Below are 23,543 nucleotides of genomic sequence, written 5' to 3' on the forward strand. Positions count from 1 at the left end.
CGCGAAAAAAATCGGTGATTGCGTTGTGGTTGCGAAACAAATTGCAAGTGTCCCGTCAATTGTCCTCTTGACCTCAACCGTGCTTCAGCATCCACACGCAGGGCAAGGGGGCCGACCATGTCGCGCAGAATATTCCTACGGTTCGTCACGGCCAGCGGTCTGACCAATCTCGCCGATGGCGTGGCGACAGTGGCCTGGGCATGGCTGGCCAGCCTGCTGACGCGGGATCCTTTGCTGATTGCCGTTGTCCCTGTTGCACTGCGCCTGCCGTGGTTCGTCTGCGCCATTCCGGCAGGCATCATCACCGACCGGGTGGACCGCCGCGTGTTGATCCTGTGGATGGATCTGTTGCGGGGTATTGCCTTTGCAGGGGTGGCGCTGGCGCTGTGGTGGGTGACGCCGCTGACGGCACCACCGGATACGGGTGTGGCAGAACCTTTCATCTACGCGCTTGTCCTGGCCGCGGCAGCAACCGTCGGGGTGGCAGAAGTGTTTCGCGACAATGCGGCACAGACCATGCTGCCCGCCATCGTGCCGCATGACGCGTTGGAGCGGGCCAATGGCCGTTTGTGGTCGGTGGAACTTGTGGGCAACGCGCTTCTGGGGCCGGCAGTTGGGGCTTTCCTGATCGCGTTGGCGGTGCCATTGCCCTTTGCCCTCAACGCGGTTGCCTACGGCCTTGCCGTCGTGCTTTTTCTGGCCCTGTCCGGCCCTTTCAAGCCTCCCGTGGCCGTGCAGCGAAATTGGCGCAGCGAACTGGGGGCGGCAGTCGCGTTCCTGCGTGCCAAACCGCTGCTGATGGCGTTGGCCTGGATCACCGGCTTCTGGAACCTGCTGTTCGAGATGGTGATGATCGCGCTGATCCTGCACGTTCAGGAAAACCTGTCACTGGGGGCCCAGACCTATGGTCTGATCCTCGCCGCTGGGGCGCTGGGCGGCATTCTGGGCGGCTGGACCGGGGAACGGGTGATCATGACGCTTGGGCCGATGCGCACGGCGCAATGGATGCTGATCCTGACCGCACCCGCCTTTGTCGCCATTGCGCTGGCACCGGGCGCGGTGGCGCTTGCGGTGGTCCTTGCGGTCTTCAACTACACCGGGCTGGTGTGGAATACGGTCTCCGTCTCCTATCGTCAGCGGATGATCCCGGATGCGCTGCTGGGCCGGGTCAACAGTCTTTATCGTCTGATGGCTTGGGGGATGATGCCCGTGGGGCTTTTGCTGTCGGGCGTGGTGGTCAAGCTGGCAGATGGCCCGCTGCCGCGTGATCTGGCACTGATGACCCCTTTCGCGGTGGCAACCCTGGGGGCGGCTGTGCTGGGCCTGCTGGGCTGGCGCGCACTGGGCCGGTGGTTCCCGTCACAGGGCTAGCCGCGTACCATCGCTGTCCTGCGCCAAGGCCCCTCTTCCAAATGGTTCAAAAAACCCCACCGGAGGTCTGAAATCCTTTTTGCGCGGCGGTTGCAGGATACGCATCCACGGCCGGTGATTTCCGTCCCTCAGAACACCGCATGCGCCAGCAACCCGAATGCTGCCAGCAAAAGGCATGCAAAGGTCAGCAGCATGCCGATCTGCCGCAGAACGATCTTCTGTGGTGTGACGGCAAACCCCAGCGGATGAACAATCCGCCCCGCCAGCAACAACATCCCAAGACCATGCACCGCAATCGCGGGCGCGCCCTGCAATTCCACCAGCAGGATCAGGATCAACCCCAGCGGCGCATTCTCCGCGCAGTTGGCCTGCGCGCGCATCCGCTTGAGCAGGTTCTTGTCACCACTGTCCCCCAGCGACAATTGGTTCGCCCGGCGATAGGTGATCACCCGCCACGTCAGGACGAAATAGACCAACGTGATCAGGGCGGCATAAAGGGCGGTTATGGTCGGGGTCATGGCAGCGGCCTTTTCGTTGCGTGAGACGTGCCTCATTTGAGCGGCAGGATACCGCCAAACGCAATTGCAACGTTGGGTCAGCCCAGCATCATGGATACTTGCGTGCAGATTTGGCCCTGGCCAGCGCGCCGCCATTCTTCTTGGTCTGCGCGGTCGCCGTCCATTCATAGGTGTGGCGGCCGGAGGGCGGGCAGGGGCTCTTGTACTGGAAGGCGCCGCGCTGGATCACTTTCTGGCCGGTATAGGCCACGACCCCGCCACCGTGATTGTAGCTGGGCACGTCCCGGTCCGTCAGCTTGAAGCGCAGGTATTTGGTCCCTTGCGGCACATCCGTCAGCTTGAAAGCGGGATTGGCGACGACGTTCGGGCGCCCGCTGGTACACGATTTCAATCCGGACCAGTCGAAGCTGAAGTCAAACGCAAGCGCGGGCGAGGCAGAGACGACAAAGGCGGCAATCAGAAAATGAAACTTCATGGCGGAACCCTCATTTGAAGAATGCCGCATGCTCACACGCGTTTTGCAAATCTGTCAACGCGCCGGCGCATGAACGAAAAAAGGCCCCAATCGCCATTGGGGCCTTCTTGTTGTCGCTTACGTGTCCACCTCAGTGGCCGGGCTGCTTGTCCCATTCTTCCTGCTTTGGCAGGATCTCGAAGGTATGCTCCGGCGGCGGGGAGGGCAGTGTCCATTCCAGCGTGTCGGCATATTCGTTCCACGGGTTGTTCGCGGTGACCTTCGCGCCACGTGTCAGCGCGTATGCCATCACCCCGAAGAAGAACAGGAACGACGCAAAGGACAGGAACGCGCCATAGCTTGACCAGACGTTCCAGTAGGCGAAGGCCTCCGGATAATCGATGTAGCGGCGTGGCATGCCCTGACGGCCCAAGAAGTGCTGTGGGAAGAACGTCAGGTTCGCCCCGATGAACATGGTCCAGAAGTGCAGCTTGCCTGCCCATTCGGGATACATGCGCCCGGTCATCTTGGGGAAGTAGAAGTAGATCCCCGCGAAGATCGCAAACACCGCGCCAAGGCTCATCACGTAGTGGAAGTGCGCCACCACATAATAGGTGTCGTGGTAATAACGGTCCACAGCGGCCTGTGACAGCACGATGCCAGTCACACCACCCACGGTGAACAGGAACAGGAAGCCGAACGCCCAGAGCATCGGCGTCTTGAACTCGACCGAACCGCCCCACATCGTTGCAATCCAGCTGAACACCTTCACACCTGTCGGCACCGCAATGACCATGGTGGCCAGCATGAAGTACGCCTGCTGGTTCAGGGTCATGCCCACGGTGTACATGTGGTGCGCCCACACGACGAAGCCCAGAGCGCCAATCGCGATGATCGCCCAGACCATCGGCAGGTAGCCGAAGATCGGCTTGCGCGAGAAGGTCGCGATGACGTGGCTGATGATACCGAAGCCGGGCAGGATGATGATGTACACTTCCGGGTGGCCGAAGAACCACAGGATGTGCTGGTAGAGCACCGGGTCACCGCCGCCTGCTGGGTCGAAGAAGGCAAAGCCGAAATTCCGGTCCATCAGCAGCATGGTGATCGCACCCGCCAGAACCGGCAGGGACAGCAGGATCAGCCAACTTGTCACGAAGATCGACCAGCTGAACAGCGGCACCTTGAACAGGGTCATGCCCGGCGCGCGCATGTTCAGGAAGGTGGTGATCATGTTGATCGCACCAAGGATCGATGAGGCACCCGAGACGTGGACCGCGAAGATCGCAAGGTCCATCGACATGCCGCCTTCCTTCACCGAAAGCGGCGGATACAGAACCCAGCCCACGCCGGATCCGGCCTGACCATTACCGCCGGGGGCAAGGACAGAACAGACAGCCAGCGTTGTACCGGCCACATAAAGCCAGAACGACAGGTTGTTCATCCGCGGGAAAGCCATATCCGGCGCGCCAATCTGCAACGGCATGAAATAGTTGCCAAAACCACCGAAGAGGGCGGGGATGACAACAAAGAACATCATAAGAATACCGTGCCCGGTGATCAGGACGTTCCAAAGATGCCCGTTCGGGGTACAAGTGCTTGCACTGTCGGCCATCAGCCGCGCGCCTTCCATGCACATGTACTGCACACCCGGCTCCATCAGCTCAAGCCGCATGTAGACCGTGAATGCAACCGAGATGAACCCGGCAAAAGCGGAGACGATCAGGTAGAGAATCCCGATGTCTTTGTGGTTGGTGGACATGAACCACCGTGTGAAAAATCCACGGTCGTCCTCATGTTCGTGCCCGTGAATGGCTGCGTCGGCCATGCGGTGCCTCCTGATACTTGTTCTGGGTACATCACGCCTGTTGGCAAACACGTGATGCTTTCGTCCGGGTGTTCTAAAGCGGGACGTCGCAAGGGGCAATGGTCGTGATGGTCGCAGGCGCGGAAATTTAGGGCCAAAGCAATCGTTATTTCCATGGCTTAGGGGCGCTTGCAAAGGCACGCCGCCCTGCTGCGACTGCGATCGCCGTCAGGCAGGGTGGCCACGCAATCGACGACAACGGGGGATTCGCCCTCTTTCAGGGATCGCCTGCGTAGATCGTGAACAGCTCCTGCGGGGTTTCAACGCCGCGCAGCATGTACCGCCCCAGCGAGATCAATTCGCAATCCTGCCGGGTGACATCGCGGGCCACCGTCTGGGAAATGATGACCGGTTGCCCCAATGATTTGTGCATGCCGCCAATCCGCGCGGCAAGGTTCACCTCCGGCCCGATCACGGTGAAATCAAGCCGTTCATCCGCGCCGATATTTCCGTAAAGCACCGGGCCCGCATGCAGCGCGATGGTGTAGTCGAACGTGCGCTGGCCTGCGGTTTCCCGTTCGGAATTGAGCGCTGAAATCCCGTCCTGTAGGGCGCGCACGCTGGTGATGGCGCGGTCCGGTGCATCGTCGAAAGCGGCACGATCAAATATCGCCAGAAGCCCGTCTCCCATGAATTTCAATACGTTACCGCCCTCTGCCTCGATCCCGCTGACGACAAGACCGAAGTAGTCATTCAGCATGGCGATCAGGTCTTCGCCCGCAACCTGCTGGGACATGTTGGTGAATCCGGCCAGATCAAAATAGCAGATCACCGCGTCGATCCATTGCGTCGACCCGCGCTTAATCTCCCCCGACAGCACCCGACGGCCCGCATCCCGGCCCAAGTAAATGCCTAAAAGATCGACCGCCGTCTGCCGGTTGCTGCTGGCGCGCAACGCCAGCGCCAAGGCGGGGAAGGTGGTCCTGATCAGGGAGATGTCCTGATCGCTAAAACCCGCCGGTCCATGCGACATCCAGGACATTATCGAACCTTCCAACTGCGTGTCCGGACTGATCAGCTGGGTTTTGTTCCAATCCCCGAAAAGCGTCGCGGTGGCAAAGTAGTCTGATGCGCCCAAAGGTTTCAATTCTGCCAGCAGGGGAAAGCGGCTGGGGGTGTCGTCATCGCAAAGACGCTCGCGATATTCGGCCAGGCCTTCGGTCAGCATGTAATAAAATGGGCTCTTGATCCAATTCTCGTTTACGTCGCTGGTATGTCCATACTCGTGCCGCGCAGCCCCTTGCCGGTCGTGCCAGTCGAAACCCAGATTGCCATAGACCGGATGCAAGGCGTTCACCGTCACATTTGCGCGCATCAGGGGGACACCTATCGACACCAGCCGCTGACAGTATGCTTCCAGCATCTCCAGATGCGGTCGGCCGCTCAGCCCGGCGCTGGTGATCCAACGATTGAGTTCGGCAACACGGGGATCATCCCGCCAGACGGTATGTTCAGTGGGATCTTGCATCATTGGCTCCCTTCAAGGGAAAAAGGCGGTCCGGGTGTCTCGGGTGGCAGTCTATCGTTGTCGGTGGCCGTGCCGCAACGGGGGCGTGTCAGTCACAGGGCGCGGGAGCCACCGAAAACGCGCCGTCAAACGTGGCTTTCAGCGCCAGATCGACATCATCCATCGTCACCGGCAGCCCCAGATCCACCAGCGACGTGACCCCGTGGTCATTGATGCCGCAGGGCACGATGCCGCTGAAATGCTCCAGATCTGGTTCCACGTTGATGCTGATACCGTGAAAGCTGATCCACTTGCGCAGCCGGATGCCGATGGCGGCGATCTTGTCCTCAGCCACGCTGCCGTCCGCTTGAGGCGGCTTTTCGGGCCGTTGCACCCAGACGCCGACACGCCCCGGCCGGATCTCACCGCGCACGTTGAACTGATCCAGCGCGGCAATCACCCAATCCTCCAACTGGCGCACGAAACAGCGCACATCGCGCCCGCGTCGGCCGACATCCAGCAGGGTGTAGGCCACGCGCTGCCCCGGCCCGTGATAGGTGTATTGCCCGCCGCGCTTTGTCTCGAACACCGGAAACCGGTCGGGCGCAATCAAATCGTCAGCACGGGCAGAGGTCCCGGCGGTATAAAGCGGCGGATGTTCCACCAACCAGACACACTCGGACGCGGTGCCTGCCGCAATATCGGCGACCCGCGCCTCCATCCACGCCTCTGCGGTGCGAAAGTCGGTCAAGCCATAGGATGTGATCCATTCAACCATGGGCGCGGTGTAGAAGCTGGGCCAGGGCAGGGCAAGGGTGCGGGGGCCCGGATCAGGCTGCTTCTCGCTCCGCAAGGACCTTCTGGATCAATTCGGCATAGGTCTGCGCGCCCTGTGCACCGGTCACCAGATATTTCTGTTCGAACACCATCGCAGGCACGCCGGAGATCCCGCGCGAGGTCCAGAATGCCTGTTCCTGCCGGGTCCGGTCCGCGTGGCTGCTTGAATCGAGCACCTCGCGGGCCTCGATCCGGTCCAGACCTACGCTTTCGGCCACATCGACAAGCACGGCAGGGTCCGACACATCCCGCCCTTCCGTGAAATGCGCGTTGAACAAGGCCATCTTCAACGGATGCTGCAGCCCCTGTTCCTGCGCCCATCTCAGCAGCTGGTGCGCCGCGAAGGTGTTCACGATGCGGCTGTCATCGCCGAAGCGGAAATCAATCCCCAACGTCGCGCCCAGTTCCGTCAGATGCGCGCGGTTGGCGGCGGATTGCGCAGGCGTGCTGCCATATTTCTCGGCAATGTGCTCGGCAAGGTTCTGCCCTTCGGCCCCCATCGCCGGGTTCAATTCGAACGGATGCCAGCGCACGAAGGCCCCGACACCCAGATGGGCCAGCGCCTGCTCCAACTGGCGATATCCAACGATACACCAAGGGCACATGACGTCCGACACGATGTCGATCTGAATGGATGTCACGTCGGATGAGGTTCGGGGCGCAGCGCCTGCAATGTCATCGGGCATGGCCTATTCCTCTGGAATTTAGGGACAATTGTTAAAGATTGGCAACCTCACGACGCATTTCAAGATCAATAGCGCCAAATTTCGGCATAATTCTTTGGGTTGCGTGGAAATCGGTGTATGATGCGCCCCAATTCACCATGATTCATTAAGTTTGGAGCGAAAGCATGATTTTCAGGGGTATGACCGCGGCAGTATTCGCCGCTTCACTGGCAATAATCCCGGCAGAGCGGGTCGAGGCGGACGCGGGCGACTTCATCGCCGGCGCGATCATCGGCGGTATCGTCGGTGCGAACGCCAAGAAGCAGCGGCGCACGACGACACGCAGCACCCGCAAGACCTACCGATCAAAGCTGCCCTCCACTCAGGAAGGCCGCAACATTCAGGCGTCCCTGAACTACTTCGGCTTCAACGCAGGCAGTGTCGATGGTCAATTGGGGCGCAGGACCCGCAATGCCGTGTCACAGTATCAGGCCTACCTCGGCTATCCGGTCACGGGTCAGTTGTCGGCCTTTGAACAGAACCTGCTGATTTCCAGCTACAACCGCGCACAAGCCGGCGGATACGCCACCCAGCAGCTTGTTGCCTCCAACATCGATGGCACGCGCGGCCTGCTGAAGACTTACCGGGCGGAGATGGCCGGCCAGACGACACAGACTGTCGCCACGGCACCGTCGACAACCATCGTGGTGGCACCGCAGGGCGTCGCACCACAGGCGCAAGGCACGCTTGCCGCCACAGCACCCGCGGCAACCGCGCCGCTGGCCGGTGCAGCCGGGCTTGCAGCAGCGGTGGCACCCGCAGCCAACGCATTGCCCAATTTCCTGGGTGCAGGCACACAGGCCTCCCTTGCGTCGCACTGCAACACGGTATCGCTGATCACCAACACCAACGGCGGTTTCACCACACTGGCCAGCATGAGCGACCCGAACGTGGCTTTGAATGAACAGTTCTGCCTTGCGCGGACCTATGCCATCGCCAAATCCGAAGAACTGGTCAGCCAGATCCAGGGCTTCACTCCCGACCAGATCGCCCAGCAATGCGAAGGCTTCGGCCCCGCGATGAAGGATCAGGTCGCATCATTGTCACTGAAGCCGCGCGATGCGGTCGTGGCGGACGTGTCGTCCTTCGTCCTGGGCACCGGCATGTCACCGGCGCAACTTGCCGGCACTGCGCGCATCTGCCTCGGCGTGGGCTACCGCACCGACAACATGGATGTGGCGCTGGGCTCCGCGCTCCTGCTCTTTGCGATGGGTGAAGGCGTCTATGGCGAACTGATGGGCCACCACCTGAGCCAGGGTTTCGGCCCGGCCAAGCGTGTGGATATGGCAAGCGCATGGTACGAAGCAGGCCTGAACGCTGCAGACAGCGGTGCCGCCGCGGTCTTCGTCCCCGGCCAGCCGGAGCGCACGGAGATCATCCGCCAGGCCGCGCAGCGCGTCAGCGGTGGCGGCAACACCCTGCCACAGGCGCAGCCTGCCTCCACTGCGGGCAGCGGATTGCCGACCTTCTCGATCAGCGAATAACCCCGCACGATCGTTTGATATTAGAAGCCCCCGACGCCAGCGCGCGCCGGGGGCTTTTTGTTGCCTTTTGCCTCTTCACAAGCCCGCGCTCTTTGGCTACACCCGCGCTACTGCCTCTGGCTTGCGGTCGTGGCGGAATGGTAGACGCGCAGCGTTGAGGTCGCTGTGGGGTAATACCCGTGAGAGTTCGAGTCTCTCCGACCGCACCACCCATCCTGCCTTGAGAGCCCCGGTTCCAAGAGCTTTGAGCGCGCTGCGTGCGTGCCAACTCAGCCCAGCATCGACAGCCAGAACCACGCCGACAGCACCGAAATTCCCGTGGCCACCAGCACCGATGTCGCAGCCACCCGCCGCGCGCGGCCGTACATGTTGGCAAAGATATAGGCGTTGAACCCTGGCGCCATCGCGGATGTCAGCACCGCTGAGCGAAAGAAATCCTGCGGCAGCGACAAGGCAGACCCGAAGATCCAGACCAACGTCGGATGCACCAGCAGGGCAATGACACAGACCATGGCGATGGTCTTCATATCGCCTTCGGGCCGGTACTGGATCAACACGCCCCCCAACGCGAAAAGGGCGGCGGGCAGGGCGGCGCTGACGATCAGGGACAGCGCGTCGTCCACCACGCCAGGGATGGGCAGGCGGGTGATGTTGACGATGAACCCGGCCAGAATACCGATCACCAGCGCATTGCGGAACATCGCACGCGTGACGGAACGCGTCAGCGCGACAACCGATTGGCCGCGATTGCGCACCACCTCCATCACCGTGATGCCCAGCCCGTAGCAAAACGGGGAATGAAAGGCGATGATCGCATAATTCGCTGTCAGCGCATCAGATCCATAGGCACGTTCGGTAATCGGCAGCCCCAGCAGGACGGAGTTTGAGAACAGGCAGCAGAACCCGATGGCCACGCAGTCCTCCCAGTCACGGCGAAAGATCAGCCGCGCCCCGGTCATCCCAAGCGCAAAACAGATCGCCGCGCCTGCGTAAAAGCTTAAGAGGAGCGCGGGATCGAACGAGGCGGACAGATCCAGCCGCGCAATCGCCTGAAACAGCAGGCAGGGGATGGCGAAATTCTGCGTGAACCGCATGACGCCATCGATGCCGGACACCGGGAAAAGCCCCCGCCAGACCGCGACATAGCCAAAGCCGATCACCAAAAAGACCGGCAGGATGACATCAAGAAGGGTTTGCATGGGCGCGGCCTTTGCGCGTTGCGGATCAGTCCAGCGGGAAGCTCAGTTGCATGCCGTCATAGGCGGGCTGAATGTGATCGGGCGTTTCAGCGACAAGCGTCTGGTAATCAAGATCGTTGTGCATGTTCGTCAGCACGGCAGTCTTCGGGGCCATCTTCTCGATCCACTCCAGTGTGTTTTCAAGATGGCTGTGGGTGGGGTGCGGGTCACGACGCAGGGCGTCCACGATCCAGCATTCCAGCCCCTCCATGTGCACCCAATGCTCATCGGGTATGTCAATGACATCAGGCAGATAGACGACGTCGTTCATGCGAAGCCCAAGGGCATCCATCCCCCCATGACCCACCAGAAAAGGCGTGAAGGTCAACGCACCGCCCGCGCCGTCGATGGTCACATCACCGGTGATGTCATGCAGATCAAGGATCGGTGGATACATCGACCCTTCCGGGCGGATGAACGCATAACCGAACCGTTCCAGCAGCGCCGCCTTCGTGGGCGCATCGGCCCAGACCGGCAGGCGCGCGCGCATGTTGATCACGATCATCCGCAGATCGTCCAGCCCGTGCACGTGATCGGCGTGGGCATGGGTATAGATCACCGCATCCAACCGTCCGACACCCGCCTCCAGCAGTTGATTGCGCATGTCGGGAGACGTGTCGACCAGCACGGTTGTCGTGCCATCCTGCGTCACCCGTTCCACCAGAATGGAACACCGCTGGCGGCGGTTCTTCGGTTCATTCGGATCACACGCGCCCCATTGCCCGCCCAGCCGCGGCACGCCGCCCGAGGACCCGCAGCCCAGAATGGTGATGCGCATCTCGGCCATCAGGCGGCGGCCTCGAACTGCGCGGCCTTGGTGAAAAGCCGGTCAAAGTTGGACTGGGTCTGTGCCGCGAAGGTCGGGTAGTCGATGCCGAAAGTCTCTGCCGCACGGGCGGCAGTATGCGCGGTGAACGCAGGCTCGTTGCGCTTGCCGCGATGGGGCGGCGGGGCGAGGTAGGGCGCGTCGGTTTCCACAAGGATGCGGTCCAGTGGTGCCGCGGCAAAGATATCGCGCAGGTCGGCGGATTTGGGAAAGGCCGTGATGCCCGACATCGACAGGTAGAACCCCAGATCCAACGCCGCGCGCGCCAGCGCAGGCGAGGATGAAAAGCAGTGCATCACACAGGAATAAGCGCCATCGCAATGCTCCTCGGTCAAGATCCTTGCCATGTCTTCGTCTGCGTCCCGCGCATGAATAATCAACGGCAGCCCCGTCTCCCGCGCCGCTGCAATGTGCACCCGCAGGGACGTCTTTTGGATTTCCGCACTTTCGCTCGTGTAGTGGTAATCCAGCCCCGTCTCGCCGATGCCGACCATCTTCGGGTGCTGCGCCAGGGCAATCAACTCCTCAACGGTCGCCAGCGGTTCCTCCGCTGCTGACATTGGATGGGTGCCCGCAGCATAGAAGACCGGCGCATGGGCTTCGGCGATGGCGCGCACGGTGGGTTCGTTCCTCAAACGGGTGCAGATCGTCACCATCCGTATCACCCCGGCTTCTGCGGCGCGCGCAATCACATCGGGCAATTTCCCTTCAAAATCAGGAAAGTCGAGATGGCAGTGGCTGTCGGTGATGGCAGGTGGGGTGGTGTCTGTCATGCTGAGGGGGCCTTGCTGGGCGCGCTTTCACTGATACTGAGCAGGGTATCTAGAACCAGTACGGCAGGGTCAAGGTTGACCGCCAGACCATGTTGTGCCCGTGCCGAGACCCGTTGCTGCACATCGGCCCAGATGCGGCCTTGACGCGCATCGGGCGACAGCCGGGTCAGCAGGCTGGGTTCCTTGGGACTGACGCGCGGCAGGGGCGGCGCGCCGGTTGCCCCGGTGCGGGCCAGCCGCGACAGGAAAAGGTCAATCAGGTTGAAAAGCAGCGCGCGCTTTTCCTCCGCCCCGCGCTGTGCCGCCGCTTCAGCCAGTTTCAGCGCGCGCGGGCGATCCATCAGGGGCAGCGTGTCCATCAGCCCCAGCAATTCGCCGTACATTCGCGTCCCGTCCAGCAGCGACAGCCGCAAGGCCGCACCGACAGAGCCGCCCGACAGGGCCGCAAGGGCGTCGGCATCGGCGGTGATCTCCACCCCCGATTGCGCCAACGCCGCGCGCATCTGGTCCGGCCCCAGCGTGTTCAGCCGAAGCGTCCGGCACCGCGACCGGATCGTGGGCAAAAGCGCCGAAGGCTGATGGCTCAGCAACAAAAGCGTCGCGCGGGCAGGGGGTTCTTCCAGCATCTTCAACAGCGCGTTGGCGGCGTTGACGTTCATGTCGTCCGCCGCGTCGATGATCACCACCCGGCGGCCCCCGTCAGCGGAGGACATCTGGAAAAAGCCGTTGAGCGCGCGAATGTCATCGACAACGATCTGTTGCCGCAGACGCTTGGTTTCGGGGTTCACACTGCGGGTCACGGATTTCAGCCCCGGCTCCCCGCCTGACGCCACCCGGCGGGCGACCGGGTGGTCGGGCGATATATCCAAGCTGCGCGCAGGCTCCGGCGCGAACATGCCGCCGTCGTCCGGGTCCGGCGTGGCCAGCAGAAACCGCGCGATGCGCCATGCCAGCGTCGCCTTGCCCACACCGCGCGGACCGCTCAGCAACCAGCCGTGGTGCAGTTTGCCGGTATTGAACGCCTCCAGAAATGCGGCTTCGGCGCTGTCCTGACCGATCAGTTGAAGCGTCTCTCTCGGGTGGGGTGCGCCCTCAAGGCGGTCGGGTTGGGGCGTCTCATCGCTCATGGGGTCCGTGTTACCCAACTCGGACGGGGAAGGAAATGCCGGGTTCAGCAGTTCGGCACGTTGACGGCCAGCCCGCCAAGAGAGGTTTCCTTGTACTTCTCGGCCATATCCTCGCCGGTCTGGCGCATCGTTTCGATACAGGCGTCCAGCGGCACCAGATGGGTGCCGTCCCCGCGCAAGGCCAATGAAGCCGCCGACACCGCCTTGATCGCGCCCAGCCCATTGCGTTCGATACACGGCACCTGCACCAGCCCCTTCACCGGATCGCAGGTCATGCCAAGGTGGTGCTCAAGCGCGATTTCGGCTGCGTTTTCAACCTGTTCTGGTGTGCCGCCCATCACGGCGCAGAGCCCCGCCGCCGACATCGCGGCAGCTGAACCCACCTCCGCCTGACAACCTGCCTCAGCCCCGGAAATGGAGGCATTGAACTTGACCAGCCCGCCAATCGCGGCGGCAGTCAGCAGGAAATCCTCGATATGGGCCTGCGATGCGCCGGGAACGTGATCAAGATAATAGCGCAGCGTTGCGGGCATGACGCCGGCCGCGCCATTGGTGGGCGCGGTGACAACCTGACCGCCTGCCGCGTTTTCCTCGTTCACGGCCATGGCATAGACGCTCATCCAGTCGTTGATGGTATGAGGTGCGGACAGGTTCTGCCCGCGCTCCGCCAGCAAGGCTTCGCGAATGCCCTTGGCGCGGCGCTTGACCGACAACCCGCCGGGCAGGATACCATCGGCTTCAAGGCCACGATTGATGCAGTCGTTCATCACCTGCCACAACCGTTTGGTGCCTTCGCGCAGATGGATTTCGCCATTGCGCGTGACCTCGTTCGCGCGCTTCATCTGGGCGATGCTCTTGCCGGATTGCCTCGCCATTTCAAGCATTTCTGCGGCAGACTTGAAAGGGAATGGAATGGCCGACCCTTCCTCGGTGTCCTTGCCTGCGGCCAGTTCGGCCTCGGTCATCACAAAACCACCGCCGATGGAATAATAGGTCTCACGCAGGTTCACGTCGCCCTGCGCGTCCGTCGCCATCAGCATCATGCCGTTGGCATGGCCTTCCAACCGCATGTCATAGTCGAAGATCAGATCGGCCTTGGGATTGAACGCCAGCGTCGGCAGGCCGTCCACGGTGATCTGATGCGTCTCGTCGATGGCCTTCAACGTCGCCTCCGCCCGGTCCGCGTCATAGTCTTCCGGCGTGAACCCCGCCAGCCCAAGGATCGTGGCACGGTCCGTCGCATGGCCCACCCCCGTAAAGGCAAGCGAGCCATGCAGCGACGCCCGCAAGCCCGCGAAATGGAAAGGGGAGGCGCGCATCAGGTCCAGAAACCGCGCCGCCGCCACCATCGGCCCCATCGTATGCGAGGACGACGGGCCGATGCCTACTTTGAACATGTCGAAGACGGAAAGGAACATCAGGTGGCACTGCCTTCTGGTGGGGTGGGACGCAGGGGCGCGGTAAACGGGGTATCGCCCAGACCTTCGGCGCTTTGCAAGCGGGCGGTGGCGGGCAGCGCTTCGATCTGCGTACACAGGCGCAGAAGGGCGGGATAACTGTGCAGGTCGAACCAGCTCCGATCATGATCCTCGGGATACAGCACGGGCCAGCGCAGCAGGCCCGCCAGATAGAAGTCAAGCACGGTGGCTGCATCATCCGCCAGATAACCGGGGCGCGATGCGGCATGTGCGTCGATCAGGGCAAGGTTTTCCTGCAGATGATGCGAAAGCCCCCTGCGCAGGGCATCCCGGTGGCCCGCGGCAATGTATTTGTCGGTATAGAACATCATGCGCAGCGCGGGGTGCAGTGTGTTCGCGGCAAAAAACAGCCATTTCAGAAAGCCCGCTCGCAAGGCGGAGGTAGGCCCCGGCCCAAGTTCACCATGGGTGTCAGCAAGATAAAGCAGGATCGCCCCGGTTTCCGACATCGGGCCATGGGGTGTTTCAAGGACAGGGATTTGCCCCGAGGGATTCATCGCGCGAAAGGCGGGCTGCTCCTGCGCGCGCGCCCTGCGGTCGACCAGAACGGTCTGGTAATCCAGCCCACGATGGTCGAGCGCCAGCCGGACGATCAGGGACGCATTGTCAGGCGCGTAATGCAGCACATAAGTCGTGGCGCGACCCTAAGCGGGACACGCACGATTGCCTGCAAGGAAAGCGACCCATCGGTTCATGAAAGGGGCGTTGGAAAGGATTTGTTTACCATGTCCGCGCAAGGTGGCCGGATGCGGAGATGCCTTTTCCTCGATCCGGCGACGGATATCCACCGGCGCGGGCCGGGACCAACTGATGCCGCGTCCGGGTCCGCCGGGATACCTGCGCTGTCATGATAAGGACCTGTGATCTGTCGCTCGTCGACCGCAGTTGCAGCATCTGGCGGCTGAATGGCAAAAAACCCGCCTCTCACCTCTCGCACCTCGGGGCGAATGGGCTTATACCCACGCGAGAAACCGACAACTGGAGCTGCCCCATGTCCGGAGAACTTTCCCCCATCGACAAAGCGAAATTCGTGGCCGCAAAACGGGCGGCACAATATGTCGAAGATGGCATGCGCGTGGGGCTCGGAACCGGCTCGACCGCGGCATGGCTGGTGCGCTGCCTTGGTGAGATGGTCCGCGACGATGGTTTGAAGATCCGCGGCGTGCCGACCTCCACCCGCACGGCGATCCTCGCGCGGGAAGTCGGGATTGAGGTGATCAGCCTCGATGAGGCCAAGTGGCTGGACCTGACAATCGACGGTGCGGATGAATTCGACGGTGATCTCAACCTGATAAAAGGCGGGGGCGGCGCGCTCTTGCAGGAAAAGATCGTCGCGACCGCCAGCGATCAGATGGTGGTGATTGCCGATGTCGGCAAGGAGGTTGAGCATCTGGGCGCCTTCCCCCTCCCGATCGAGGTGATCCCCTTTGGCTGGCAGACCACGCAGGCGCTGGTGGAGGAAACGCTGATCAGTATGGACGTGTTGGGCCGTTCCACCAGTTTGCGGATGAACGGCGACAGCCCCTTCGTCACGGATGAGGGCAACCACATCCTTGATCTGCACCTCAATCGAATCGGCAACGCCCGCCAGCTTGCGCTGGTGCTGAACCAGATGCCCGGCGTGGTGGAGAATGGTCTGTTCATCGACATCTGCGATGCGGTCGTGATCGGCTACGGCGATGGCAAGGTCGAAGTGCGCGACATCAACGAAGGCACAGTTGCCACCGAACGGCTCGATTTCGTCGAATCCGACAATCTCTTCGCCGATCTGACCGAGTAACCCTGCGATTCTCAACAGACGCGCGCGTGACCCGGTGCCGGTTTGCCGGGGGCATCCTGCGCCATATGGTCATTGCCTGTTCGCACACCTATAACGACCCGCAACCCCGCCCCACGAAGGAGACTGACCTTGGCCGACGACACATTCGATTACGATCTCTTTGTCATTGGCGGCGGATCGGGCGGCGTGCGTGCGGCGCGTGTGGCGGCAGGCGAACATGGGGCCAAGGTCGCGCTGGCCGAAGATGACCGCTATGGCGGGACATGCGTGATCCGGGGCTGTGTACCCAAGAAACTGATGGTTTTCGCCTCAAGCTACTGCGGTGTGGTCGAGGAAGCCGCGCAATACGGATGGGATCACAAGTCCGGGCCGTTCGACTGGCACAATTTCAAGACCAGCATGAACAATGAACTCGACCGGCTTGAGGGGGTCTATCGCAAATTGCTGTCGGGCGCCGACGTGGAGACTTTCGATCAGCGCGCCCGGATCAAGGACGCCCACACGGTTGAATTGTCCGACGGGCAGACAAAGACCGCCCGCCATATCCTTGTGGCTACCGGCGGCGCGCCCGTGCGCCCCGACCTGCCCAATGCCGATCTGGGCATCGTATCGGATGATATCTTTCAACTGGATAAACTGCCCAAATCGATCCTGATCATCGGCGGCGGCTATATCGCATGTGAATTCGCCTGCATCTTCAACGGCCTGGGTGTCGATGTGACCCAGTATTATCGCGGTGCGCAGATCCTGCGCGGCTTTGACGATGAGGCCCGCGGCCTGATCGCGGAAAGCATGCGAGAAAACGGCATCGACCTGCACGTGGGCAGCAACATCGTGGAAATGGCGTTGGCCGATGACGCCAACCGCGGACCGACACCCACAGGGTCCGATGCGACCATGGGCGCCAGCAATCAGGACATCGAAGTCCTGCGCAAGGATACCGACGGTGCGGTTGCAGGACAATCCGGACCGATTTGGGTCAAGACCACGACAGGCACGGAGAAAGTGTTCGATATTGTCCTGTTTGCCACCGGGCGCGCGCCGTCAACCAAGGACATGGGGCTGGAAGACGCGGGCGTCGAATTGGGGCGCGGGGGCGGGATCGTCGTGAACGAATATTCCCAGACTGCCGTGCCGTCCATCCATGCCATCGGCGATGTGACCGGCCGGGTTGCACTGACCCCTGTTGCCATCCGCGAAGGCATGGCGTTTGTTCAGACCGTCTTCGCGGGAGAGCCGACGCCGGTGGACCACGAACTGATCCCCTCGGCGATTTTCACCCAGCCCGAAATGGGCACGGTGGGCATGACCGAAGAAGAAGCACGGGAAAAAGAGGATATTGAGGTATACTGCACCTCGTTCCGGCCGATGCAGACGGCGTTTGCGGGCAAGTCCAACCGGGTGATGATGAAACTCATCGTTTCCAAGAAGACACGGGTGGTCCTGGGCTGTCACATCGTCGCACCTGCGGCGGGTGAATTGATCCAGATGGTCGGAATTGCGGTGAAGAACAAGCTGACAAAGGAACAATTCGACATGACATGTGCGGTCCACCCGACCATGTCCGAAGAACTCGTTACGATGCGGAATCCGATGCGAACAGCTTGATTTTCGGTTGATGCTGCACATTTCAGAGAAGACGAGCCGTACAAGACGGCACATGAAGGGATTGAAGGAAAATATGGCTGGCAACACAGGCGGCCCCTGGGGCGGGGGCGGAGGAAATAACGGTGGCGGCGATGACCGCAACAAAGGCGGCGGCAACAACGGCGGCGGCGGCGGGCGTGGTCCGGGCGGTGAAAAGCCGCAGATCCCCGAAATCGACGAACTGGTCAAAAAAGGTCAGGAACAACTGCGCGTCCTGATGGGCGGCGGGGGCCGTAATCGCGGCAGCGGTGACGGTGGTGCGGGCGGCGGCGGCGGTCCGATCCTGACACGCGGCACCGTGGGCCTTGCGCTTGTGGTCGCGGTGATTGGCTGGCTCTTTGCGAGTTTCTACACCGTGCGTCCCGAACAGCAATCGATTGAGCTTTTCCTGGGCGAGTTCTCCGAGATCGGGACAGAGGGTCTGAACTTTGCCCCCTGGCCTGTGGTCACGGCGGAAGTGTTTGACGTGACCACCAACCGCACCGAAGAGATCGGCGTGGGGCGGGGCAATTCTGACAACGACGGTCTGATGCTGACAACAGATGAAAACATCGTCGACATCGATTTCCAGGTGGTCTGGAACATCAAGAACGCCAAGGATTTCAAATTCTCCCTGCGCGATCCCGATGCTTCCGTGCGGGCCATTTCCGAATCCGCCATGCGAGAAGTGATTGCGCAATCCGAACTGGCGCCGATCCTGAACCGGGATCGTGGGGCGGTGGCGGACCGGGTCAAGGAACTGATCCAGATCACGCTCGATAACCGGAACACCGGCATCAACGTGCTGCGTGTCAACGTGAACAAGGTGGACCCGCCCAGCCAGACGGTTGTGGTGACCAATGCCGATGGCACCACCAGCCAAGCGTCCGTTGTGGATGCGTTCCGCGACGTGCAAGCCGCTGAACAGGAACGCGACCGGGTAGAGCGTCAGGCGGACGCCTATGCCAACCGCCGCACGGCGGAGGCGCGTGGTGAAAGCGCGCAGTTGCTGGAAGCTGCCGAAGGCTACCGTGCCCGCGTCGTGAACGACGCAATCGGTGAGGCCAGCCGGTTCGAGGCCGTTCTGGTCGAGTACGAGCAGGCCCCCGAAGTGACGCGCAAGCGTCTTTACCTTGAAACCATGCAGAAGGTGCTGGGCGACGTGGACAAGATCATTCTTGAAGGTGGCACCGGTGGTGCGGGCGCACAGGGCGTCGTGCCTTACCTGCCGCTTAATGAACTGCGACGCAGCGGAGGGTCGAACTGATGCGGAAAACAGGTTTTCTGATCCCGATCCTGGTGATCGCCATTGCCGCGATGCTGTCAGCCATCTTTATCGTGGACGAACGTGAAAAGGTTCTTGTGCTGCGCTTTGGCCAGATCAAGCAGACCGTGACGGACCCGGGCATCGGCTTCAAGGTGCCGTTGCTGGACGAAGTGGTCCGGTTCGAGGATCGTATCCTTTCGCTTGAAACCGAACTGATCGAAGTCACGCCTGCCGATGACCGCCGACTGGAGATTGACGCCTTCGTTCTCTACCGGATCGACAACATCGTGCAGTACCGTCAGGCGATTGGTGTGGGCGGCGAACGTCAGGCCCGCAGCGATCTCAGCGGTATTCTGGAATCGCAGATCCGCGCGGTGCTGGGTTCGCAGGGTGTGACATCCAACACCATCCTGTCGCCGGAGCGTTCCGCGCTCATGGATCAGATCCGCGAACGGTCGGATGCCCGTGCCGCGGCGCTGGGCCTAAAGGTGGTGGATGTGCGCCTGCGCCAGACCAACCTGCCGGAGCAGAACTTTGACGCGACCCTCCAACGGATGATCGCCGAACGGGACCGGGAAGCGACGGACGAACGGGCCCGCGGACAGGAAGCCGCGCAGCGTGTGACGGCCCTTGCCGATCGTACCTACGAAGAAATCCTGTCAGAGGCCCGTCGTGACGCACGCATCATCGAAGGTGAGGCAGACGCGGAACGCAACCGCATCTTCGCCAACGCCTATGGGCGCAATCAGGAATTCTTCGAATTCTACCGCTCCCTGACGGCATACGAAGAAGCTCTGAAAGGTCAGAACTCCACCATGGTGATGTCACCGGATTCGGAATTCTTCAACTACCTGCGCTCCGATCAGGGCCGCCGGTCGGAAGAAGGCGAACGTCCGTGAGCCTGATCCTTCTGGCCCTCGGGCTGGTGATGATATTCGAGGGGCTGGTGTACGCACTGGCCCCTTCGCTTTTGGAACGCATGCTGGAGATGCTGCGCCAGATGCCTCAACAGGCCGTGCGCCAGATCGGCGCATTGATTGTGGTGATGGGGTTCATACTGGTCTGGTTGGCCTTCCAGATCGGTCTGTGAAGGCCGGGTTTACCACAATTGTTGCAATTTGCCCGGTTTTCGTATCGCGTTTGTGAAGGGCTTCCAGCGTCAGCCCCGCTTGAAAACGCCCCGAACGGTCACATCTTTGGTGTTGCGACAGGCGCGGCCGACAGGCAGTCTGTGTGAAAAATTTCGAGCGAAAGCTCCAAGATGAAAAGCAGGAGACGACCCATGCAGTCACCGGTCAAACCGGCAATGGCACAGCCCATTGCGCGTTCAACCGCATTTACACGATTACGACAGGCCCTCGCGCTGACCATCCTGACACTGGCCTTCGTGGTCTTGCAGGCGATGGCGACATTCGCGAAACCCGAAAGCCTTGCACCGCTGGCCGAACAGATCAGCCCGTCGGTGGTCAACATCACCACATCCACCATGGTCGAAGGACGCACAGGCCCGCAGGGTATGGTGCCCGAAGGCTCCCCGTTCGAGGATTTCTTCCGCGAATTCCAGGACCGCAACAACGGCGACGGCAACCGCCCGCGCCGCTCTTCGGCACTGGGTTCGGGTTTTGTGATCTCCGAGGACGGCTTTGTTGTGACCAATAACCACGTCATTGACGGCGCGGACGAGATCACGATCGAATTCTTCTCCGGCGAGGAACTCAAGGCAGAGGTGATCGGCACCGATCCCAACACCGACATCGCGCTGCTGAAGGTCGAAACGGACGAGCCATTGCCCTTCGTCACCTTCGGCGACAGCAATACCGCCCGCGTGGGCGACTGGGTCATCGCCATGGGCAACCCGCTGGGGCAGGGGTTCTCTGTCTCTGCCGGGATCGTCTCGGCGCGCAACCGGGCGCTGTCGGGCACCTATGACGACTATATCCAGACCGATGCCGCGATCAACCGGGGCAACTCCGGCGGTCCGCTGTTCAACATGGACGGTAACGTGATCGGCGTGAACACCGCAATCCTGTCGCCCAACGGCGGCTCCATCGGTATCGGTTTTTCGATGGCCTCCAACGTGGTGACCCGCGTGGTGGATCAGTTGAAGGAATTCGGTGAAACCCGGCGCGGATGGCTGGGTGTGCGCATCCAGGACGTCACCGAGGATATCGCCGAAGGTCTGGGCCTCGAAGAAGCCAAGGGCGCATTGATCACCGATGTGCCGGAAGGACCCGCGAAAGAGGCAGGCCTTGAAACCGGCGACGTGATCCTGTCCTTCGACGGCGTCGATGTGGCCGACACCCGCGGTCTTGTCCGCCAGGTCGGCAACAGCGCGGTGGGTGCGACGGTCCGCGTGACCGTGCAACGCGATGGCAAAAGCCAGACCATCAAGGTCGTGCTCGGCCGCCGCGAAGAAGCCGATGGCGCGATCCCCGCAGCACAGCAGAACGCCCCGGATGAACCGGAAGCGCCTGCAACCGCGACCATGATGGGCCTCACGCTGACCCCGCTGACCGATGCCATCCGCGAGGAACTTGGCGCGGATGCGGACATGTCGGGTCTTGCCGTGACGGAGGTCGACGAAGCCTCCGAAGCCTTCGAGAAGGGTCTGCGCGTTGGTGACATCATCACCGAAGCAGGCCAGCAGAAGGTCGCCAGCATCTCCGATCTGGAAGGTCGTGTGAAGGCGGCCAAGGACGCCGGGCGCAAGTCGCTGCTGCTGCTGGTGCGCCGGGCAGGCGATCCGCGTTTCGTGGCGCTGACACTGCCTGAATAATCAGCAGTCCTAGTGCAAAGCAACAAGGGCGCCTCCAGGGCGCCCTTTTTCATGCGCTATTCTGTCGCTGCAGGCGGCAGATCCACGACAATCAGGCCCAACTGCTGCGCCATCGCCAGTGACAGTACGCCGGACTCCAACCCTTGCGTGGCCTGCAAGCGCTGCACGGCGGCGCGGGTGGCGCTGTCCATCTCTCCGGTGATGGGCCCGATGTAGTAACCGCGCGCCGCCAACGCCCGCTGCAGGCTTTCGTTGAACGCAGGCGTCAGCACTTCGGGGCAGGGGGTCTCGAACCAGTTGTCCCGGCGCGGCGTGACAATCTGTTCGCGCACTTCGTTTCGAAATACGGGCAGCTTGGCGATGGTGCCATCCGGGTTCACCTCCGCCGGGCTGACCTGCACCTGTTCGCGCACCCGCTCCACCACCGCCGGGCTGACGGTGCGACCCCAACAGGTCCCGGGCGCGGCACCCTCCGGACCACTGCGCGTCGCCGCCAGCACACCCGGCTCCGGTGCATCAGCGGCTTGCGGGACGCTCTCGCACCCTGCCAGAACCCCGGCGCAAGCGGCCAGCATCACCGCGCTGCGGCGCATCGAAAACGGGGGTGCCTTTGTCATGGCCCAATGCCTCATGGGTCTGCTCTTTTGCGCAGACTAGCGGCTTTGGCTGGGAGTGCATAGCGCGCTTTCACCCGCCCGCGGCGCCCCGGCAGGACACCGCCGCGAAAAAGGCTGGAAGACCTGCAGGGTCAGGGTTACATAGCCCCCTGACAGATCACTAACAGAAGGGCGCCCCAGATGGCCAAGATCACCTATGTAGAACACAGCGGCACCGAACACGTGGTGGACGTGGCCAACGGCCTGACGGTCATGGAAGGCGCGCGCGACAACAACATTCCCGGCATCGAAGCCGACTGCGGCGGCGCCTGTGCCTGTTCTACATGTCACGTCTACGTGGACTCGGCCTGGGTGGAAAAGCTGCCCGCGAAAGACGACATGGAAGAAGACATGCTCGACTTCGCCTACGAACCCGACCCGGCGCGGTCGCGGCTGACCTGCCAGATCAAGGTCACCGATGCGCTCGATGGCCTGCGGGTGCAGATGCCTGAAAAGCAGATCTGATGCGGGCGCGCGCCGCGCTGGTGTGGCTGGCGCTGGGCACCTGCGGTGCAGCGGCGCAGACCATCACTGACGCGCGCTTTGCCGACCCGACCGACCGCTACGCCCATGGCATCCTGGGTGATGCGATCGAATGGGGCACGCTTGAAATTGACGTGACGCGGGACGGTGCGCGCCAGATCCTGCGCATCGAATTGCCCCCCGACCATGTGTTCGAAGACGTCGCACCGCGCCTGTGGGACTTGACGGGCGACGGCGCGCCCGAAGTCGTCGTGGTCGAAACCGATGTCGATCAGGGCGCCGCGCTTGCGGTCTATGGCCCCCTCGGAAAGCTTGACGAAACCCCGCACATCGGCCAGCGCAACCGGTGGCTCGCGCCCATTGGTGCTGCAGACATGGACGGCGATGGGGTGATCGAAGTGGCCTACATCGACCGCCCTCATCTGGCCAAAACCCTGCGGGTCTGGCGGTTCCGGGATGGCAAGCTCAGCCATGCAGGCGCAGCAGGCGGGTTGACCAACCACCGCATCGGCGAAACCGATATTGCGGGTGGTCTGCGCACCAGCGCGGGAAGGCCCGAAATGATCGTGGCGACGGGTGATTGGTCGCGCGTGGTGGCCGTGCGCTTTGACGGTACGGATTTTGCCGCGACCGACATCGGCCCGCACAAAGACCGCCAAAGCTTCGCCCGCGCGCTTGCCTGCCAATGATCCGCGCCGGGTCTGCAAGGCACCCGCGCCCTCTCTCTTTTTGGCCAAAAATACCGCCGCCGCAGGCCTTGAAATTTCCTCCTTCAGGAAATTTCAACCTCTTCAACTCCTAACGGACGATTAA

The 23,543-nt window shown here is 62.0% G+C and carries 23 protein-coding genes and 1 tRNA gene; 11 read left to right on the forward strand and 13 right to left on the reverse strand.

Annotation, left to right across the window (positions count from 1 at the left end; genetic code table 11):
* Positions 1 to 117: 117 nt before the first annotated feature.
* A complete protein-coding gene (locus AB4X18_RS15370; RefSeq protein ID WP_432816770.1) occupies positions 118 to 1,371 on the forward strand; it encodes an MFS transporter in 1,254 nt (417 codons plus the stop codon).
* Positions 1,372 to 1,499: 128 nt separating this feature from the next.
* Here the strand turns inward: AB4X18_RS15370 and AB4X18_RS15375 are convergent, their stop codons facing one another.
* The 6 genes from AB4X18_RS15375 to AB4X18_RS15400 form a co-directional block, all read right to left on the reverse strand.
* Positions 1,500 to 1,889: an MAPEG family protein gene (locus AB4X18_RS15375; protein ID WP_370400917.1), complete on the reverse strand. Its 390-nt coding sequence runs from the start codon at positions 1,887 to 1,889 to the stop codon at positions 1,500 to 1,502.
* An 88-nt stretch (positions 1,890 to 1,977) separates the two neighbouring features.
* Positions 1,978 to 2,364 carry a hypothetical protein gene (locus AB4X18_RS15380; RefSeq protein WP_370400918.1) on the reverse strand — a complete coding sequence of 129 codons (387 nt, stop codon included), beginning with the start codon at positions 2,362 to 2,364 and terminating at the stop codon, positions 1,978 to 1,980.
* 130 nt (positions 2,365 to 2,494) lie between these two features.
* Complete coding sequence (gene ctaD / locus AB4X18_RS15385) at positions 2,495 to 4,168, reverse strand: cytochrome c oxidase subunit I (protein WP_370400919.1); 1,674 nt, start codon at positions 4,166 to 4,168, stop codon at positions 2,495 to 2,497.
* Positions 4,169 to 4,424: 256 nt separating this feature from the next.
* Positions 4,425 to 5,675 (reverse strand): adenylate/guanylate cyclase domain-containing protein, encoded by a 1,251-nt coding sequence (locus AB4X18_RS15390; protein WP_370400920.1) that lies wholly within the window; start codon positions 5,673 to 5,675, stop codon positions 4,425 to 4,427.
* Positions 5,676 to 5,763: 88 nt separating this feature from the next.
* On the reverse strand, positions 5,764 to 6,432 hold the full coding sequence (gene lipB / locus AB4X18_RS15395) for a lipoyl(octanoyl) transferase LipB (RefSeq protein WP_370400921.1): 669 nt from the start codon (positions 6,430 to 6,432) through the stop codon (positions 5,764 to 5,766).
* Positions 6,433 to 6,484: 52 nt separating this feature from the next.
* Positions 6,485 to 7,177 (reverse strand): DsbA family oxidoreductase, encoded by a 693-nt coding sequence (locus tag AB4X18_RS15400; RefSeq protein WP_370400922.1) that lies wholly within the window; start codon positions 7,175 to 7,177, stop codon positions 6,485 to 6,487.
* A 179-nt stretch (positions 7,178 to 7,356) separates the two neighbouring features.
* Here AB4X18_RS15400 and AB4X18_RS15405 point away from each other — a divergent pair, with 179 nt between their 5' ends.
* Both AB4X18_RS15405 and AB4X18_RS15410 read left to right on the forward strand, forming a co-directional pair.
* Entirely contained in the window at positions 7,357 to 8,700 is a 1,344-nt protein-coding gene (locus AB4X18_RS15405; RefSeq protein WP_370400923.1) for a peptidoglycan-binding domain-containing protein, read from the forward strand.
* 123 nt (positions 8,701 to 8,823) lie between these two features.
* A tRNA-Leu gene (locus AB4X18_RS15410) sits at positions 8,824 to 8,909 on the forward strand.
* A 60-nt stretch (positions 8,910 to 8,969) separates the two neighbouring features.
* Here AB4X18_RS15410 and AB4X18_RS15415 read toward each other — a convergent pair.
* Genes AB4X18_RS15415 through AB4X18_RS15440 form a run of 6 tightly spaced genes read right to left on the reverse strand, consistent with a single transcriptional unit; the run spans position 8,970 to position 14,768 of the window.
* The gene (locus tag AB4X18_RS15415) at positions 8,970 to 9,899 is read right to left on the reverse strand and encodes an AEC family transporter (RefSeq protein WP_370400924.1); all 930 of its coding nucleotides are present in this window, start codon (positions 9,897 to 9,899) and stop codon (positions 8,970 to 8,972) included.
* A gap of 25 nt (positions 9,900 to 9,924) precedes the next feature.
* A complete protein-coding gene (locus AB4X18_RS15420) occupies positions 9,925 to 10,725 on the reverse strand; it encodes an MBL fold metallo-hydrolase (protein ID WP_370400925.1) in 801 nt (266 codons plus the stop codon).
* Positions 10,725 to 11,537: a TatD family hydrolase gene (locus AB4X18_RS15425; protein WP_370400926.1), complete on the reverse strand. Its 813-nt coding sequence runs from the start codon at positions 11,535 to 11,537 to the stop codon at positions 10,725 to 10,727. Before AB4X18_RS15425 ends, AB4X18_RS15420 begins: the two co-directional genes overlap by 1 nt.
* Entirely contained in the window at positions 11,534 to 12,664 is a 1,131-nt protein-coding gene (locus tag AB4X18_RS15430; RefSeq protein WP_432816771.1) for a DNA polymerase III subunit delta', read from the reverse strand. The genes AB4X18_RS15425 and AB4X18_RS15430 overlap by 4 nt, the downstream gene beginning before the upstream one ends.
* 44 nt (positions 12,665 to 12,708) lie before the next feature.
* Positions 12,709 to 14,082 (reverse strand): L-serine ammonia-lyase, encoded by a 1,374-nt coding sequence (locus AB4X18_RS15435; RefSeq protein WP_432816772.1) that lies wholly within the window; start codon positions 14,080 to 14,082, stop codon positions 12,709 to 12,711.
* Positions 14,082 to 14,768, reverse strand: a complete 687-nt coding sequence (locus AB4X18_RS15440) for a glutathione S-transferase family protein (RefSeq protein ID WP_370400929.1) — start codon at positions 14,766 to 14,768, stop codon at positions 14,082 to 14,084. Before AB4X18_RS15440 ends, AB4X18_RS15435 begins: the two co-directional genes overlap by 1 nt.
* Before the next feature lie 365 nt (positions 14,769 to 15,133).
* Here AB4X18_RS15440 and rpiA point away from each other — a divergent pair, with 365 nt between their 5' ends.
* The 6 genes from rpiA to AB4X18_RS15470 all read left to right on the forward strand — a co-directional run bounded on the left by rpiA (position 15,134) and on the right by AB4X18_RS15470 (position 21,591).
* Positions 15,134 to 15,922: a ribose-5-phosphate isomerase RpiA gene (gene rpiA / locus AB4X18_RS15445; protein ID WP_370400930.1), complete on the forward strand. Its 789-nt coding sequence runs from the start codon at positions 15,134 to 15,136 to the stop codon at positions 15,920 to 15,922.
* A 129-nt stretch (positions 15,923 to 16,051) separates the two neighbouring features.
* Positions 16,052 to 17,530: an FAD-dependent oxidoreductase gene (locus tag AB4X18_RS15450; RefSeq protein WP_370400931.1), complete on the forward strand. Its 1,479-nt coding sequence runs from the start codon at positions 16,052 to 16,054 to the stop codon at positions 17,528 to 17,530.
* Between the two features lie 73 nt (positions 17,531 to 17,603).
* Positions 17,604 to 18,815, forward strand: coding sequence for an FtsH protease activity modulator HflK (gene hflK, locus AB4X18_RS15455; protein WP_370400932.1), 1,212 nt, complete (start codon positions 17,604 to 17,606; stop codon positions 18,813 to 18,815).
* The gene (gene hflC / locus AB4X18_RS15460; protein WP_370400933.1) at positions 18,815 to 19,714 is read left to right on the forward strand and encodes a protease modulator HflC; all 900 of its coding nucleotides are present in this window, start codon (positions 18,815 to 18,817) and stop codon (positions 19,712 to 19,714) included. Before hflK ends, hflC begins: the two co-directional genes overlap by 1 nt.
* A complete protein-coding gene (locus AB4X18_RS15465; protein WP_370400934.1) occupies positions 19,711 to 19,905 on the forward strand; it encodes a DUF2065 domain-containing protein in 195 nt (64 codons plus the stop codon). Before hflC ends, AB4X18_RS15465 begins: the two co-directional genes overlap by 4 nt.
* A gap of 312 nt (positions 19,906 to 20,217) precedes the next feature.
* The gene (locus tag AB4X18_RS15470; protein WP_370402643.1) at positions 20,218 to 21,591 is read left to right on the forward strand and encodes a Do family serine endopeptidase; all 1,374 of its coding nucleotides are present in this window, start codon (positions 20,218 to 20,220) and stop codon (positions 21,589 to 21,591) included.
* Between the two features lie 56 nt (positions 21,592 to 21,647).
* Here AB4X18_RS15470 and AB4X18_RS15475 read toward each other — a convergent pair whose 3' ends face one another.
* A complete protein-coding gene (locus tag AB4X18_RS15475; protein WP_370400935.1) occupies positions 21,648 to 22,208 on the reverse strand; it encodes a peptidoglycan-binding protein in 561 nt (186 codons plus the stop codon).
* Between the two features lie 180 nt (positions 22,209 to 22,388).
* Here AB4X18_RS15475 and AB4X18_RS15480 point away from each other — a divergent pair, with 180 nt between their 5' ends.
* Positions 22,389 to 22,712, forward strand: coding sequence for a 2Fe-2S iron-sulfur cluster-binding protein (locus tag AB4X18_RS15480; RefSeq protein WP_370400936.1), 324 nt, complete (start codon positions 22,389 to 22,391; stop codon positions 22,710 to 22,712).
* Positions 22,712 to 23,419, forward strand: a complete 708-nt coding sequence (locus AB4X18_RS15485; protein ID WP_370400937.1) for an FG-GAP-like repeat-containing protein — start codon at positions 22,712 to 22,714, stop codon at positions 23,417 to 23,419. Before AB4X18_RS15480 ends, AB4X18_RS15485 begins: the two co-directional genes overlap by 1 nt.
* Positions 23,420 to 23,543: the final 124 nt, after the last annotated feature.

The organism is Sulfitobacter rhodophyticola (genome assembly GCF_041281685.2).
Taxonomy (GTDB): domain Bacteria; phylum Pseudomonadota; class Alphaproteobacteria; order Rhodobacterales; family Rhodobacteraceae; genus Sulfitobacter.